This window comes from Methyloversatilis discipulorum, from assembly GCF_000385375.1.
In the GTDB taxonomy this organism is placed as follows: Bacteria; Pseudomonadota; Gammaproteobacteria; order Burkholderiales; family Rhodocyclaceae; genus Methyloversatilis; species Methyloversatilis discipulorum_A.
Genome location: NZ_ARVV01000001.1, coordinates 4237484 through 4251015, shown reverse-complemented (window position 1 = coordinate 4251015; position 13532 = coordinate 4237484). Strand labels below are relative to the sequence as shown.

Here is a 13532-nt window from a genome sequence, read left to right as displayed (position 1 = left end):
CCAGCGAAATATTTTTTCGGCGCGCTGTCTGGACATCGGCGCGAGGCCTGGCGGCGATTGACAGGCGACCCCTTTTGCGCTGTAATCGCGCGTTTTCGCCAATACACAGTGAGCAGGCCATGAAGCGTACTTATCAGCCGTCGAAGATCCGCCGCGCCCGCACCCACGGTTTCCTCGAGCGCATGCGCACCCGCGGTGGTCGTGCAGTCATTCGCGCCCGTCGTGCCAAGGGCCGTGCCCGTCTGGCAGTCTGACGCAGACAGCAGTTTTTCCGGCCGGTTGGCAGGGGAACCCCCTAAGGTGAACCCCGAGACACGGCCCGGAATGCAGATCGCCGCGCAGCCCGCCGGTCGCTTTGCTTTCCGACCTGAATACAGGCTCAGAAAAACGGATGAGTTCTCATCCGTTTTTGCTTTGCGGCGTACCCAGCGCAGTCGACATTTCGTGATCCATCACGGTCCGTCCGGCTGCGATGGCGCTCGTCTGGGCGTCGTGATCGCGAAGCGCTTCCTGAAGCGGGCGAATACCCGCAATCTGGTCAAGCGCCTGGCGCGCGAAGCTTTCCGCCACATGCGTCCGGAACTCAAGCCGCTCGACATCATCCTGCGCCTGAACGCACGGCCGGCCGTGCTCGACCGCCGTCTGTTGCGCGAAGAGATCGACGCGCTGCTTGGCCGCGTGCGACGTGCCGCAGCGCCTGTCGCGGAGACCGGACGATGAAATTCCTGCTGCTCGGACTGATTGCGGTCTACCGTTACGCCATCAGCCCGCTGCTCGGCCGCAACTGTCGTTTCATGCCGAGCTGTTCCGAATACGCCAGCGAAGCCATCCACCGCCACGGCAGCGTGCGCGGCGGATGGCTCGCGCTGCGCCGCGTGCTGCGCTGTCATCCATGGAATCCGGGCGGTTACGACCCGGTGCCCTGAGCACGCGCACCCTCAATTACTTTCAAGACGATTCCGACGATGGATACCCAACGCTCCGCCCTGTTGATCGTTTTCCTGTTTTCGCTGTTCATGTTGTGGGACGGCTGGCAGCGCTTCAACCAGCCGCCGGCCGCACCGGCCGTGGCCACCGACGCGACGGCTGCGCAGTCGGCCGGCGCCCAGGCGCCGGTGCCGACGGTGAGCAGCGCCGCCGCGCCGTCCGACGTACCGCAGACGACGGCTGTCGCGCAGACCGCCGCCGCGCGCGTCGAGACCGATCTGTTCATCGCTGACGTGTCGGCGGAGGGCGGTTCCATCATCCGCCTCGAACTGCTCAAGCACCACGCCGGTCCCGAGTCCGAAGGCAATTTCGTGCTGCTGGACAACGGTGGCGCTAATCTTTACCACGCGCAGAGTGGCCTGATCGGCGATGGCATGCCGACGCACAAGACGGTGTATCAGCTGCCCCAGGGCGAGCTGAAGCTGGCCGACGGCCAGGACAAGGTCGAGCTGCGCATGACGGCCGCCGGTCCGGACGGTGTGGCGGTGACCAAGGTGCTCACCTTCAACCGCGGCAGCTACCGCATCGACACCCGCTTCGAGATCGCCAACAACGGCAGCGCACCGGTCGCAGCACACGCCTATTTCCAGCTGCTGCGCGACGGCAAGGCGGTGTCCGCCGGCACCAGCATGCTGAGCACCTTCACCGGCCCGGCTTTCTATACCGAAGCGGGCAAGTACCAGAAGGTCGATTTCAGCGACATCGACAAGGGCAAGGCCAAGTTCGTCACCAAGGCGCCGGACGGCTGGGTGGCGCTGGTGCAGCACTATTTCGTCAGCACCTTCGTGCCGGCTGCAGGGGTCGAGCGCGAGTTCTTCGCGAAGAAGGTTGGCGACAATCTGTACACGGCTGGCGTCATCGTGCCGGTTCAGCCGGCGGCGGCCGGTGCCACCTCGACCGTCGAGGTGCCGCTGTACGCCGGCCCGCAGATCCAGTCCAACCTCGACGCAATGGCGCCGGGCCTGGATCACGTGGTCGATTACGGCTGGCTGAAGATCATCGCCTCGCCGATGCACTGGGTGCTGGAAAAGCTGTACGCGCTGGTCGGCAACTGGGGCTGGGCCATCATCCTGCTTACCATCCTGATCAAGGCCATCTTCTTCCCGCTGTCGGCCGCGAGCTACAAGTCGATGGCCAAGCTGCGCCTGGTCACGCCGCGCATGCAGCAGATCAAGGAGCGCCACGGCAACGACCGCGTGCGCATGCAGCAGGAAATGATGGAGCTGTACAAGACCGAGAAGATCAATCCGCTCGGCGGCTGCCTGCCCATCCTGATCCAGATTCCTGTGTTCATCGCGCTGTACTGGGTGCTGCTGGGCAGCGTCGAAATGCGCAACGCGCCGTGGATAGGCTGGATCACCGACCTGTCGATCAAGGACCCGTACTTCGTGCTGCCCATCATCATGGGTGTGACGATGTTCGTGCAGACCAAGCTGAACCCGACGCCGCCGGACCCGATCCAGGCCAAGGTGATGCTGTTCCTGCCGGTCATCTTCACCGGCATGTTCCTGTTCTTCCCGGCCGGTCTCGTGCTGTACTGGACGGTGAACAACATTCTGTCGATCGCCCAGCAGTGGCAGATCACGCGCATGATCGAGAGCGGGAAGACGGCCAAGGCCTGACATCCGCCAGACTGACGGCTGTACTGCGGCGAGGGCGCCGCTCCCGCGGGATTCCGGCGATGATGGCCGGATCGATGCGGGGGCGGCGCCCTCGTCACGACAGCACCCTGAAAACCTGACCTGACCGATTGCCATGTCCGCTCGCCCGACCGACACCATCGCCGCCATCGCCACCGCCCCGGGTCGCGGCGGCATCGGCGTGGTCAGGGTGTCCGGGCAGGGCGCCGCTGCGGTCGCCCGCGGCATGCTCGGTCGCCTGCCCGAGGCGCGACACGCGACCTTCGCGAAATTCGTCGCGGCGGACGGCGCGCTCATCGATCACGGCATCGCGCTGTGGTTCGAGGCGCCGGCTTCCTATACCGGCGAGCACGTGCTCGAACTGCACGGCCACGGTGGAACCGCCGTGCTGCAGGCGGTGCTCGCGCGCTGCCTCGAACTGGGCGCGCGGCCGGCGCGGCCGGGCGAGTTCACCGAACGCGCATTCCTCAACGACCGCATCGACCTCGCGCAGGCCGAAGCGGTGGCCGACCTGATCGAGGCAACGACGACGTCAGCGGCGCGCTCGGCGATGCGCTCGCTCGATGGCGAGTTTTCCCGCCACGTGCACGCACTCGAAGATGCGCTGGTCAATCTGCGCATGTTCGTCGAGGCGACGCTGGATTTCCCGGAGGAGGATGTCGAGTTCCTCGAACAGGCCGGCGCACGCAACAAGCTGGCCGAGGTCATGGCTGCGCTCACTGCCTTGCGCGAGCGTGCCCGCTGTGGCGCGGTGCTGCGTGAAGGGCTGACGGTCGTGCTGGCCGGAGCGCCCAATGTAGGCAAGTCCAGCCTGCTTAATGCGCTGGCAGGTGAGGACCGCGCCATCGTCACCGACATCGCCGGCACGACCCGCGACACCTTGCGCGAGCTGGTCGCCATCGACGGCGTACCGGTGCATGTGATCGACACCGCCGGACTGCGGGAGACCGACGACCCGGTGGAGCAGGCGGGCATCGCCCGCACCCGGCGCGAACTCGAACGGGCACACGCGGTAGTGCATCTGGTCGACGCGCGCAGCGGCTTCGACGCCGAAGCGCAGGCGATCGATGCCGCGCTGCCGGCAGGTCTTCCGCGCATACGTGTGTTCAACAAGATCGATCTGACCGGCGAACAGGCGCGGGAGGACGAACACGCCGGCGTCCTGACGGTGTGGTTGTCGGTGCGCGTTGGCGAAGGCCTGGACCTGCTGCGGCGCGCGCTGCTCGATCGCGTGGCCTGGCACGGTGGCGCCGAGGACGCGCTGGCAGCGCGCACCCGCCACCTGCACGCGCTCGACAGAGCGGTCGAGCATCTGGATATGGCGGCGCGCTGCATTGCCGGCGAGGTGCTTCAACTCGATCTGTTCGCCGAGGAACTGAGGCTGGCGCACCGCGCACTCGGGGACATCACCGGCGAGTTCACGCCGGACGACCTGCTCGGCGAAATCTTCTCTCGCTTCTGCATCGGCAAGTGATGAGGATGTTTCACGTGAAACATCGCAAGGAAGCGTCGTGCTGACCGAGCTGGCAATCCTGTGCGCCGGCGCCTTCTTCGCCGGCCTGGTGGACGCCATGGTCGGTGGTGGGGGTCTGGTACAGGTGCCGCTGCTGTTCAACGTCTTTCCGGGCACCGCGCCGGCAACGCTGTTCGGAACCAACAAGGCGGTCAGCATCGTCGGCACCACCTTCGCCGCGCGTCGCTATCTGGGCCGGGTCGAAATGGACTGGAAGGTATTGTGGCGCGCAGCGCTCGCCGCCTTCGTCGCGTCGTTCGCCGGAGCGGCGGCGGTCGGCATGTTCCCGCCGCAGATGCTGAGGCCGGTCGTGATCGTGCTGCTGGTTGCGGTACTTGCCTACACGCTGAAGAAGAAGGACTTCGGGGTGCTGCGTGCAGAGGCGGCGGCGCATCGCCCTAAGCCCATACTCGCGCTGGTGCTCGGCGCCCTCATCGGCTTCTACGACGGTTTCTTCGGACCGGGCACTGGCAGCTTCCTGATTTTCCTGTTCGTGCGCTGTTACGCCTGGGATTTCCTGCGCGCGTCGGCGGCGGCCAAGGTCGTGAATGTCAGCACCAATCTTGCGGCGCTGGCGTGGTTCGTACCGGTCGGCGCCATCATGGCGAAGGTGGCTGCCGCGATGGCAGTTGCCAACCTCGCGGGCGCCTGGGTGGGGGCTCACCTCGCCATAAAAAACGGCGCATCTTTCGTGCGCCGTGTATTCATCGTCGTCGTGTCGGTTCTGATCGCGCGGCTGGTGTGGGACACCTTCGCCGGCTGAACGTCGAGATGTTCCACGTGGAACATCACGACCATCAGAAGCCGATGCGCACCGGCGGCAGGATGATGGTCACGCCGTCGTGGTGACGGTAGTGCGGGCGTGGTGCATAGACGCCGTAGTACGGGGCCGGCGCATAGACCGGCGCGGGGTAGTAGCCGTAACGCACGCTCGGCCCATGGTAGTGATGGTGGTGATGATGGCGGTCACGGTGCTTCCAGTGACCACCATGCTTGTGGTGATGACCGCCGTGATAGCCGTGGCGTCGGTGATCGTCGCGATCTGCCATCGCGTTGCCGCTGAAGGCCAGCGTCAGTGCAGCCAGTGCAGTGCCAAGCGCTTTCATGATCATTCTCGTGTGGGGAACACGCTGCAAGGCTAGATCGCGGAAACACTTTGCGCCGTAAGCAACTGTAAGTCAGTGAAACGGTGTCAACCTTTCCGCCTTTATGTTGGGCGCCCAAGGTCGTATCATTCAGCCCCTTCGCCTTCTTTTGCATTGCAGCGAACATGGATTTCCCGACCCGTTACGACGTGATCGTCATCGGTGGCGGCCACGCCGGCACCGAAGCCGCGCTCGCTGCCGCACGGGTGGGCGCGCGCACGCTGCTGCTGACGCACAACATCGAAACGCTGGGCCAGATGTCCTGCAATCCGTCTATCGGCGGCATCGGCAAGGGGCACTTGGTGAAGGAGGTCGATGCGCTGGGCGGTGCGATGGCGCTGGCCACCGACGAAGGTGGCATCCAGTTCCGCATCCTCAATGCGAGCAAGGGCCCGGCCGTGCGCGCAACCCGCGCCCAGGCTGACCGCATCCTGTACAAGGCCGCTATCCGCAGCCGGCTGGAGAATCAACAGAATCTCGACCTCTTCCAGCAGGCAGCCGCCGACCTGATCATGGAAGGCGAGCGCGTCGCCGGTGTCGTGACTGAGGTGGGCATCCGCTTCCACGCGAAGGCGGTCGTGCTGACCGCCGGTACCTTCCTGAATGGTCGTGTGCACGTCGGCCTGCAGAATCACTCGGCAGGCCGGGCAGGGGACCCGCCTGCCATCCGTCTGGCGGAAAAGCTGAAGGAACTGGCACTGCCGCAGGGCCGGCTCAAGACCGGCACGCCGCCACGCATCGACGGACGTACGATCGACTATTCGGTCATGCAGGCGCAGCCGGGCGACGACCCGGTGCCGGTGTTCAGCTTCATCGGCTCGCGTGACATGCATCCGCGTCAGCTGCCGTGCTGGATGACCCACACCACGCTGCGCACGCACGACATCATCCGCGGCGGCCTTGACCGCTCGCCGATGTACACCGGCGTGATCGAAGGTGTCGGCCCGCGCTACTGCCCGAGCATCGAGGACAAGATCCATCGCTTCGCCGATCGCGACAGCCACAACATCTTCCTCGAACCGGAAGGCCTGACCACGCACGAGGTGTACCCGAACGGGATCTCGACCTCGTTGCCTTTCGACGTGCAGGTCGATCTGGTACGCAGCATTCCCGGTCTGGAGAACGCGCACATCCTGCGCCCGGGCTACGCGATCGAGTACGACTACTACGATCCGCGCGGACTGAAATCATCGCTCGAAACCAAGGCCATCCAGGGCCTGTTCTTCGCCGGCCAGATCAATGGCACCACCGGTTACGAAGAAGCGGCCGCCCAGGGCCTGCTCGCAGGACTGAATGCGGCACGGCAGACCAAGGGGCTGGAAGCGTGGTGCCCGCGCCGCGATGAGGCCTATCTGGGCGTGCTGGTCGACGACCTGATCACCCGCGGTGTGGCCGAGCCCTACCGCATGTTTACGTCGCGCGCCGAATACCGCCTGAGCCTGCGCGAAGACAATGCCGACCTGCGCCTGACCGACGCCGCACGCGATATGGGGCTGATCGACGACCTGCGCTGGGACGCCTACAACCGCAAGCGCGACGCCATCGCCGCCGAGGAGCGGCGGCTGCGTTCCACGTGGATCCGTCCGGACACGCTGCCGGCCGAGGACGCGCAGCGCGTGCTGGGCAAGGCGATCGAGCGCGAATACACGCTGTTCGACCTGCTGCGCCGGCCCGACGTGAGCTACGCGTCCCTGATGACGCTGCCCGGCGCACCGGCGCCGATAGACCACGCGCAGGCGATCGAGCAGCTCGACATCCTGGCCAAGTACCAGGGCTATATCGACCGCCAGCAGAACGAGGTCGACAAGCTGCGCGCAACCGAAGACACGCGCCTGCCGGACGACATCGACTACGCCGCGGTCGGCGGCCTGTCGCGCGAAGTGCAGCAGAAGCTCACGCTGCACAGGCCGGAAACGCTGGGTCAGGCTTCGCGCATCCAGGGCATCACGCCGGCGGCGATTTCGCTGTTGCTCGTGTACCTGAAGAAGCGCGCCGCCGTGCGCAGCGCCGCCTGAACGCACCGGCCCGCACGCGGCCGCACCGATTCGAAGTACCCGGAAACCATCCGCCCATGACCTTGCAAACCGAACTCGACGCCGGCCTTGCCGCACTTGACCTGCCGCTCACCGCGACAGCCCGTACCCGTCTGCTGCGCTACATCGCACTGATGGCCAAGTGGAACGCGGTCTATAACCTGACCGCGATACGCGAAGAATCCCGCATGCTCACCCACCACCTGCTGGACGCGCTGTCGGTCGAGCGCTTCCTGCCGGAAGGCGCGAAGCTGGCCGATATCGGTTCCGGCGGTGGCGTGCCCGGCATTCCGCTGGCCATCGCCCGCAGCGATCTGGATGTGGTGTCGATCGAACCGAACTCGAAGAAGGCGTCCTTCCAGCAGCAGGTGCGCATCGACCTCGGTCTCGAGAACTTCGACGTACAGACCGCGCGCGCCGAAGCGGTGACCTTGCCGGAAGGGTGCGACTTCATCATTTCGCGCGCCTTCGGCGATCTGGCCGACTTCATCAAGGTGGCCGGCCATCTGCTGAAGCCGGGTGGCCACATGCTGGCGATGAAGGGCGTCTATCCGGACGAGGAAGTGCGCGCAATCCCGAAGGGCTGGTCATTGCTGCGCTCGGAAGAGCTGCAGGTGCCCGGTGTCGAGGGCGCCCGCCACCTGCTGTGGCTCGCGCGCGAACTGCAGTCGGACGGCTGAGCCGGCATGCCCTACATCTTCGCAGTCGCCAACCAGAAGGGCGGGGTGGGCAAGACCACCACCAGCGTGAATCTCGCCGCCGCGCTCGGCCAGGCCGGCCAGCGCACGCTGCTGGTCGATCTCGACCCGCAGGGCAATGCCACGATGGGTGCTGGCGTCGACAAGCGCACGCTGAAGTCCAGCGTCTATCAGGTGCTGGTCGGCCTGTCATCGCTGGCCGACGCACGCGTGACCAGTCCGCACGCCGGGCTGGATGTGCTGCCGGCCAACCGCGATCTGGCCGGCGCCGAAGTCGAACTGGTCGGGCTGGAGAATCGGGAAAATCGATTGAAGAAGGCGATTGCCGAGCACGCAGCCGATTACGACTTCGTGCTGATCGACTGTCCGCCCAGCCTCAGCCTGCTCACGCTGAACGGTCTGTGCGCGGCGCACGGCGTCATCATTCCGATGCAATGCGAGTACTACGCGCTCGAAGGCCTGTCCGATCTGGTCAATACGATCAAGAAGGTGCACGCCAACCTGAACCGCGACCTGAAGATCATCGGCCTGCTGCGCGTCATGTTCGACCCGCGCAGCACGCTGTCGCAGCAGGTGTCGGGCCAGCTCGAATCGCATTTCGGCGACAAGGTGTTCCGCACCCTCGTGCCACGCAATGTGCGGCTGGCCGAGGCGCCGAGCTACGGCATTCCCGGCGTGCTGTTCGACAAGAACGCCAAGGGCGCGCAGGCCTACAGCGCCTTCGCGCAGGAAATGATCGAGCGTGTGAAGAGCTTCTGATCGACCCACGACAACAACACCGAACGCCATGACTCCTCCCAAACTGAAGGGCCTCGGCCGCGGCCTCGACGCGCTGCTGGCCGGCAATACCGGTGAATCCGGCAATTCGGGCGAACTGCGCACGCTGGACGTCGGTCTGCTGCAGCCGGGCAAGTATCAGCCGCGCACCCGCATGGATCCCGGCTCGCTCGAAGAGCTGGCGGAGTCGATCAAGTCGCAGGGCATCATGCAGCCCATCATCGTGCGCAGCGTCGGTGGCGGGCGATTCGAAATCATCGCCGGCGAACGGCGCTGGCGTGCCGCGCAGCTCGCCGGGCTGAGCGAAGTGCCGACGCTGGTGCGCGACATCCCGGACGACGCCGCGCTGGCGATGAGCCTGATCGAGAACATCCAGCGTGAGGATCTGAATCCGCTGGAAGAGGCGGCCGGCGTACAGCGTCTGATCGACGAATTCGGCATGACGCACGAACAGGCGGCCAACGCGATCGGCCGTTCGCGCTCGGCCACCACCAATCTGCTGCGTCTGCTGCAGCTGGCCGAACCGGTGCAGGAACAGCTGGTGACCGGCGACCTCGACATGGGCCACGCGCGTGCGCTGCTGAGCCTGCCCAAGGCGGATCAGATCGCCTTCGCCAACCGCGTCGTCGCGCAAGGGCTGACGGTGCGCGACACCGAAAAAATGGTGGCGCGTGGCGGTCTGGCCGAGCAGGGCACCAAGGCAAGAGCCGAGCCCTCGCGCGACTTGGCGCGGCTAGAAGAGGAACTGTCTGACATCGTCGGCGCGCCAGTGTCGATCGCCGCCAACGCGCGCGGCGCCGGCAAGCTGGTCATCCGCTTCAACGACCTCGACCAGCTGGACGGCTTGATCGCGCGCCTGCGCGGCTGACCCAAGCGCCCGCGACACGAGTACGCGGATCGGGCTCAGCCCCTGTGGGAGCGGCCTTGGCCGCGACAGGGCGGTGAACGGCCGCAGATTTCGATGAAGGCTGCAATCGCGAGCAAGCTCGCTCCCACAAGACCGGGCCCCTGACTGCGGCGGTGCGATCCTGGGAGAGTAGCGTTGGCCGCAATGCGGCCGCTGCAGTCCGTCAGCTTCGATTCAGGCTGCCGTCGGGGTCAGAAGACCCCTCCCACAGAACCGCGCTCTGGCTCCGATCGTGGATCGAGCCGACCTATTGTGGGAGCGGTCTTGGCCGCGACAGGGCGGCGACGGGCCGCAAGCTTCGGTTCAGGCTACTCGCGCGAGCAAGCTCACCACCAGGCCGAATCGCGGTCAGATCCGCACACACAGCGCCACATAGACGGCCAGCTCCGCCAGTTGCTGCACCGCCCCCAGACAGTCGCCGGTATAGCCGCCGATGCGGCGCTGGAAGTGACGGGCAGCGGCGACGGTGACGAGCAGCGCCAGCCCGATCACCAGCGCGATCTGTACCGGTGCGAGCAGCGACAGCGGCACCAGCCCGCACAGTGCCGCCCACAGCATGCCGCCCGCCGACAGCTTCACTGCCAGCGGCTTGGCGCGCGACACGCCGTCCGGGTCCTCGTCGCGGGCGTAGCGCATCAGGTAGATCAGCGCGGTCGCGCACAGCCGCGACAGCGGATGTGCGACCAGCAGCGCAACGACCGCGCTCGCCAGCGGCAGCGCGGACAGCGCCGTCAGCTTGCCCGCCAGCATCAGCACGATGCCGATGGCGCCGTAGGCACCGATGCGCGAGTCCTTCATGATGGTCAGGATCTGTTCGCGCGACCAGCCGCCGCCGAAACCGTCGCAGACGTCGCCCCAGCCGTCCTCGTGGAAGGCGCCGGTCAGTCGTATCGTCGCAGCGGTCGACAGTACGGCGGCGAGCGCCGCCGGCAATACCTGCCCGGTCGCCCACAGCACGGCGGCGCCCATCGCGCCGACGATCCAGCCCACCGTCGGGAACCAGCGTGCGCTGGCGTTCATCAGCTCAGTCGACCAGCCGACCCAGGCCGGCACCGGCAGCCGCGTAAAGAAGCGCAGCGCGTTGAAGAACAGTTCGAGTTCGCGACGGATCATCGGCGTGTCACGGTGGTGCCCGGCGTGTCCTTCACGCCTTCGACACGCCGGCCGACTCGAAACTGGCCATGTCACGCAGGATGGCGGCGGCCGCGCGGACCAGCGGCCATGCGAGTGCCGCCCCGGTGCCTTCACCGAGACGCAGGTCGAGGTCGAGCAGGGGCAGCGCCTGCATGTGTTCGAGCTGGATGGCGTGGCCGCGCTCCTGCGAGCGGTGCGAGAACACGCAGTAGTGGCGCAGCGCCGGTGCGTGTGCCTGCGCGACCAGCGCGGCGGCCGAGCTGATGAAGCCGTCGATCAGCAGCAGCATGCGCGATTGCGCGGCGCCGAGCATGGCGCCCGCCATGGTGGCGATTTCGAAGCCGCCGAATGCGGTCAGCACCGAAAACGCGTCGCGCGGACCGTCGTAGCCGGCCGCCAGCGCGGCCAGCACGCGCTTCTTGTCGGCCAGCGCGGCGTCGCCCAGACCGGTGCCGCGGCCGACGCAGTCGTCCATCGGCGCGCCGGTCAGCAGGTGGGTGATCAGCGATGCGGACGCCGTATTGCCGATGCCCATCTCGCCGAAGCCGAGCACGCGGGCGCCGCCGGCCGCGATGTCGCGGGCGATGCGGGCGCCGTTGTTCAGCGCCTGGGCGCACTGCGCCGGCGTCATCGCCGGGCCGTCGAACCAGCTCGCGGTGCCGTGCGCCACCTTGGCGTCGATCAGGCCGTCGCGCGGAGCGAAGTCGTGCGCCACACCGCAGTCGGCAATGTGCAGCGCCATGCCGCCCTCGCGCGCCAGCACATTGATGGCGGCGCCGCCGGCGAGGAAGTTCTCGACCATCTGCCAGGTCACGTCGGCCGGGTAGGCCGACAGGCCGCGACCGCGCGCGTCGCGCAGCGTGCCGTGGTCGCCGGCGCACACCAGCAGGTGCGCCTGCCCCGGCTCGGGCGCGGACGAGCCCAGCACCTGACCGATCTGCAGCGCCAGTGCTTCCAGCCGGCCGAGCGCACCGAGCGGCTTGGTCTTGTTGTCGAGGCAGGCCTGCAGCGTGGCGGACAGGTCGGGGGATGGCGGGGCGAGGTCGAAGCGGGGCGTCATGATGTTCGGGCGGCGGCAGATGCAGGCCGGCAGTTTAGCCGGCTGGCGGGCCGGGCGCCGGCCGGCGACAATGGCGGCCCGCTTCGACCTCGCCCCACCGTGCGCACCCGTGTCGAATTCCTGCTGCTGGCGCTGATCTGGGGTGCGTCCTTCGCGCTCTACCGTGTCGCCATTCCCGAACTGGGTCTGCCGCTGACGGTCGGGCTGCGTCTTGCGCTGGCGTCGATGGCGCTGCTGGCACTGTTTGGCTGGCCCTTGCGCGACGTGGCTGCAGGCCAGCGTCGCCGCGTTAGCGGCTGGCTGCTGCTGACCGGTGCCGGCAGCACGGCGCTGCCCTTCGTGCTGTTCGCGGAGACCGTCATGCGCTCCAGCGCCGGCTTCGCCGCGGTGCTGAACGCGACTTCACCGCTCTTTTCGGCGCTGCTCGGCGTGTGGGTGTGGCGCGAGGCGCTGTCGCGCTCGAAGCAGCTGGGCCTGCTGCTCGGCTTTACCGGCGTCGCGCTGCTTGCCGGCCTGCGCGAAGTGGGCGGACTCAAGGTCGGGCTGGACGCGGTGGCACTCGGGCTGATCGCGTCGGCCTCCTACGGGCTGTGTGTGCAGTGGGTCCGGCGACAGTTGCACGACGTGCATCCGTCCGCTGTCGCTACCGGCATTTCGCTGGTCGGGGCGCTGCTGCTGCTGCCGTGGGCGCTGGTGTCGCTGCCCGATCAACTGCCGTCCTGGCGCCCGCTGCTGGCAGTGGTGGTGCTCGGTCTGCTGTCGACGGCGCTGGCCAATGCGCTGTATTTCCGTCTGATCGGCCGCATGGGGGCGACCCAGGCGCTCAGCGTCACCTTCCTGATCCCGCCCTTCGCCATGCTGTGGGGCCATCTGCTGTTCGACGAGCGGCCGACGCTGGCGATGCTGGCAAGCACCGTCATCATCCTGGTCGGCACGGCGCTCAGCCTCGGCTGGCGGCGAACGTCAGTGCGCTGATCCCGGTCAACGTGCGGCGGCTGGCCGTCGTTGTATCCGGGGCAGGCTGCACGGCGCGCTCTTGTTCACCCGCTGTCGGCTGGCTTAGACTTGCGGGCCGCGCCGCCGAGCCTGCGCCGGATCTGCCCGGCCCCGCGACCCACTGAACGTTGGATCAACCACTCCGTCGAGGAACACCATGAAAACCCTGATTTCCGCCGTCGTCTGCGCCGCAGCGCTCGTGAGCGCGCCGGCTTTCGCCAGCAAGGACCTGGCCACCGCCAAGGGCTGTCTGGCCTGTCATTCGCAGGGCGCCGACATGAAGATCGGCCCGGGCTACCAGGCTGTCGCGAAGAAGTACGCCGGCCAGAAGGACGCCGAAGCCAAGGTTGCCGCCTTCATCAAGGCCGGCACGCCGGCCGGCACCAAGCCGTCCTGGGGTGGCCCGATGCCGATGCCGGCGCAGCCGGGTCTGTCGGACGCCGATGCCAAGACGCTGGCAGCCTGGGTGCTCGGCGGCGCCAAGTAAGCACGCTGTCGCGTACGGGAAGAGCTGGCCACATGGCCGGCTTTTTCGTTCACCCGGCGAATTGGGGGCAAGGGCCGGCTGTATTCGACGCATCGGCTGCAATACCCCGCTTGCTAGACTCGCGCCCGGCATTCCTTTTCCCGGAGAAGGTCGAG

General features: G+C 67.1%; 15 protein-coding genes. 12 read left to right on the top strand and 3 right to left on the bottom strand.

The features are described from left to right. The first annotated feature begins 119 nt into the window (after positions 1-119). The 6 genes from rpmH to METRZ18153_RS0119820 all read left to right on the top strand — a co-directional run bounded on the left by rpmH (position 120) and on the right by METRZ18153_RS0119820 (position 4903). A complete protein-coding gene (rpmH, locus tag METRZ18153_RS20325) occupies positions 120-254 on the top strand; it encodes a 50S ribosomal protein L34 (protein ID WP_019916069.1) in 135 nt (44 codons plus the stop codon). A 70-nt stretch (positions 255-324) separates the two neighbouring features. After that, positions 325-720: a ribonuclease P protein component gene (gene rnpA, locus METRZ18153_RS0119840; RefSeq protein WP_081629118.1), complete on the top strand. Its 396-nt coding sequence runs from the start codon at positions 325-327 to the stop codon at positions 718-720. Next, on the top strand, positions 717-926 hold the full coding sequence (yidD, locus tag METRZ18153_RS0119835; protein WP_020166385.1) for a membrane protein insertion efficiency factor YidD: 210 nt from the start codon (positions 717-719) through the stop codon (positions 924-926). Before rnpA ends, yidD begins: the two co-directional genes overlap by 4 nt. A gap of 39 nt (positions 927-965) precedes the next feature. Then, positions 966-2609 (top strand): membrane protein insertase YidC, encoded by a 1644-nt coding sequence (gene yidC, locus METRZ18153_RS0119830; RefSeq protein WP_020166384.1) that lies wholly within the window; start codon positions 966-968, stop codon positions 2607-2609. 133 nt (positions 2610-2742) lie between these two features. Beyond that, positions 2743-4101 (top strand): tRNA uridine-5-carboxymethylaminomethyl(34) synthesis GTPase MnmE, encoded by a 1359-nt coding sequence (gene mnmE / locus METRZ18153_RS0119825; protein ID WP_020166383.1) that lies wholly within the window; start codon positions 2743-2745, stop codon positions 4099-4101. Positions 4102-4138: 37 nt separating this feature from the next. Next, the gene (locus METRZ18153_RS0119820; RefSeq protein WP_020166382.1) at positions 4139-4903 is read left to right on the top strand and encodes a sulfite exporter TauE/SafE family protein; all 765 of its coding nucleotides are present in this window, start codon (positions 4139-4141) and stop codon (positions 4901-4903) included. Positions 4904-4937: 34 nt separating this feature from the next. Here METRZ18153_RS0119820 and METRZ18153_RS0119815 read toward each other — a convergent pair whose 3' ends face one another. Continuing rightward, complete coding sequence (locus METRZ18153_RS0119815; RefSeq protein ID WP_198291224.1) at positions 4938-5246, bottom strand: hypothetical protein; 309 nt, start codon at positions 5244-5246, stop codon at positions 4938-4940. A gap of 164 nt (positions 5247-5410) precedes the next feature. Between METRZ18153_RS0119815 and mnmG the strand changes: the two genes are divergently transcribed. Genes mnmG through METRZ18153_RS0119795 form a run of 4 tightly spaced genes read left to right on the top strand, consistent with a single transcriptional unit; the run spans position 5411 to position 9661 of the window. Further along, positions 5411-7300: a tRNA uridine-5-carboxymethylaminomethyl(34) synthesis enzyme MnmG gene (gene mnmG, locus METRZ18153_RS0119810; protein WP_020166380.1), complete on the top strand. Its 1890-nt coding sequence runs from the start codon at positions 5411-5413 to the stop codon at positions 7298-7300. A 56-nt stretch (positions 7301-7356) separates the two neighbouring features. Further along, positions 7357-7998, top strand: coding sequence for a 16S rRNA (guanine(527)-N(7))-methyltransferase RsmG (gene rsmG, locus METRZ18153_RS0119805; protein ID WP_020166379.1), 642 nt, complete (start codon positions 7357-7359; stop codon positions 7996-7998). Between the two features lie 6 nt (positions 7999-8004). Then, complete coding sequence (locus METRZ18153_RS0119800) at positions 8005-8775, top strand: ParA family protein (RefSeq protein ID WP_019916079.1); 771 nt, start codon at positions 8005-8007, stop codon at positions 8773-8775. Positions 8776-8803: 28 nt separating this feature from the next. After that, positions 8804-9661, top strand: a complete 858-nt coding sequence (locus METRZ18153_RS0119795) for a ParB/RepB/Spo0J family partition protein (protein WP_020166378.1) — start codon at positions 8804-8806, stop codon at positions 9659-9661. A 387-nt stretch (positions 9662-10048) separates the two neighbouring features. Here METRZ18153_RS0119795 and METRZ18153_RS0119790 read toward each other — a convergent pair whose 3' ends face one another. Together METRZ18153_RS0119790 and cobT are read right to left on the bottom strand one after the other, a co-directional pair. Beyond that, positions 10049-10813 carry an adenosylcobinamide-GDP ribazoletransferase gene (locus METRZ18153_RS0119790; protein ID WP_020166377.1) on the bottom strand — a complete coding sequence of 255 codons (765 nt, stop codon included), beginning with the start codon at positions 10811-10813 and terminating at the stop codon, positions 10049-10051. Between the two features lie 31 nt (positions 10814-10844). Next, entirely contained in the window at positions 10845-11894 is a 1050-nt protein-coding gene (cobT, locus tag METRZ18153_RS0119785) for a nicotinate-nucleotide--dimethylbenzimidazole phosphoribosyltransferase (protein ID WP_020166376.1), read from the bottom strand. A gap of 99 nt (positions 11895-11993) precedes the next feature. Here cobT and METRZ18153_RS0119780 point away from each other — a divergent pair, with 99 nt between their 5' ends. Further along, on the top strand, positions 11994-12869 hold the full coding sequence (locus METRZ18153_RS0119780; protein WP_020166375.1) for a DMT family transporter: 876 nt from the start codon (positions 11994-11996) through the stop codon (positions 12867-12869). Positions 12870-13047: 178 nt separating this feature from the next. After that, entirely contained in the window at positions 13048-13377 is a 330-nt protein-coding gene (locus METRZ18153_RS0119775) for a c-type cytochrome (protein ID WP_020166374.1), read from the top strand. The last annotated feature ends 155 nt before the right edge of the window (positions 13378-13532 follow it).

Bases quoted from the DNA above. Each gene is read 5' to 3' on its own strand.
- rpmH (WP_019916069.1), top strand. From the start codon at position 120: ATGAAGCGTACTTATCAGCCGTCGAAGATCCGCCGCGCCCGCACCCAC.
- rnpA (WP_081629118.1), top strand. From the start codon at position 325: ATGCAGATCGCCGCGCAGCCCGCCGGTCGCTTTGCTTTCCGACCTGAA.
- yidD (WP_020166385.1), top strand. From the start codon at position 717: ATGAAATTCCTGCTGCTCGGACTGATTGCGGTCTACCGTTACGCCATC.
- yidC (WP_020166384.1), top strand. From the start codon at position 966: ATGGATACCCAACGCTCCGCCCTGTTGATCGTTTTCCTGTTTTCGCTG.
- mnmE (WP_020166383.1), top strand. From the start codon at position 2,743: ATGTCCGCTCGCCCGACCGACACCATCGCCGCCATCGCCACCGCCCCG.
- METRZ18153_RS0119815 (WP_198291224.1), bottom strand. From the start codon at position 5,246: ATGAAAGCGCTTGGCACTGCACTGGCTGCACTGACGCTGGCCTTCAGC.
- mnmG (WP_020166380.1), top strand. From the start codon at position 5,411: ATGGATTTCCCGACCCGTTACGACGTGATCGTCATCGGTGGCGGCCAC.
- rsmG (WP_020166379.1), top strand. From the start codon at position 7,357: ATGACCTTGCAAACCGAACTCGACGCCGGCCTTGCCGCACTTGACCTG.
- METRZ18153_RS0119800 (WP_019916079.1), top strand. From the start codon at position 8,005: ATGCCCTACATCTTCGCAGTCGCCAACCAGAAGGGCGGGGTGGGCAAG.
- METRZ18153_RS0119795 (WP_020166378.1), top strand. From the start codon at position 8,804: ATGACTCCTCCCAAACTGAAGGGCCTCGGCCGCGGCCTCGACGCGCTG.
- METRZ18153_RS0119790 (WP_020166377.1), bottom strand. From the start codon at position 10,813: ATGATCCGTCGCGAACTCGAACTGTTCTTCAACGCGCTGCGCTTCTTT.
- cobT (WP_020166376.1), bottom strand. From the start codon at position 11,894: ATGACGCCCCGCTTCGACCTCGCCCCGCCATCCCCCGACCTGTCCGCC.
- METRZ18153_RS0119775 (WP_020166374.1), top strand. From the start codon at position 13,048: ATGAAAACCCTGATTTCCGCCGTCGTCTGCGCCGCAGCGCTCGTGAGC.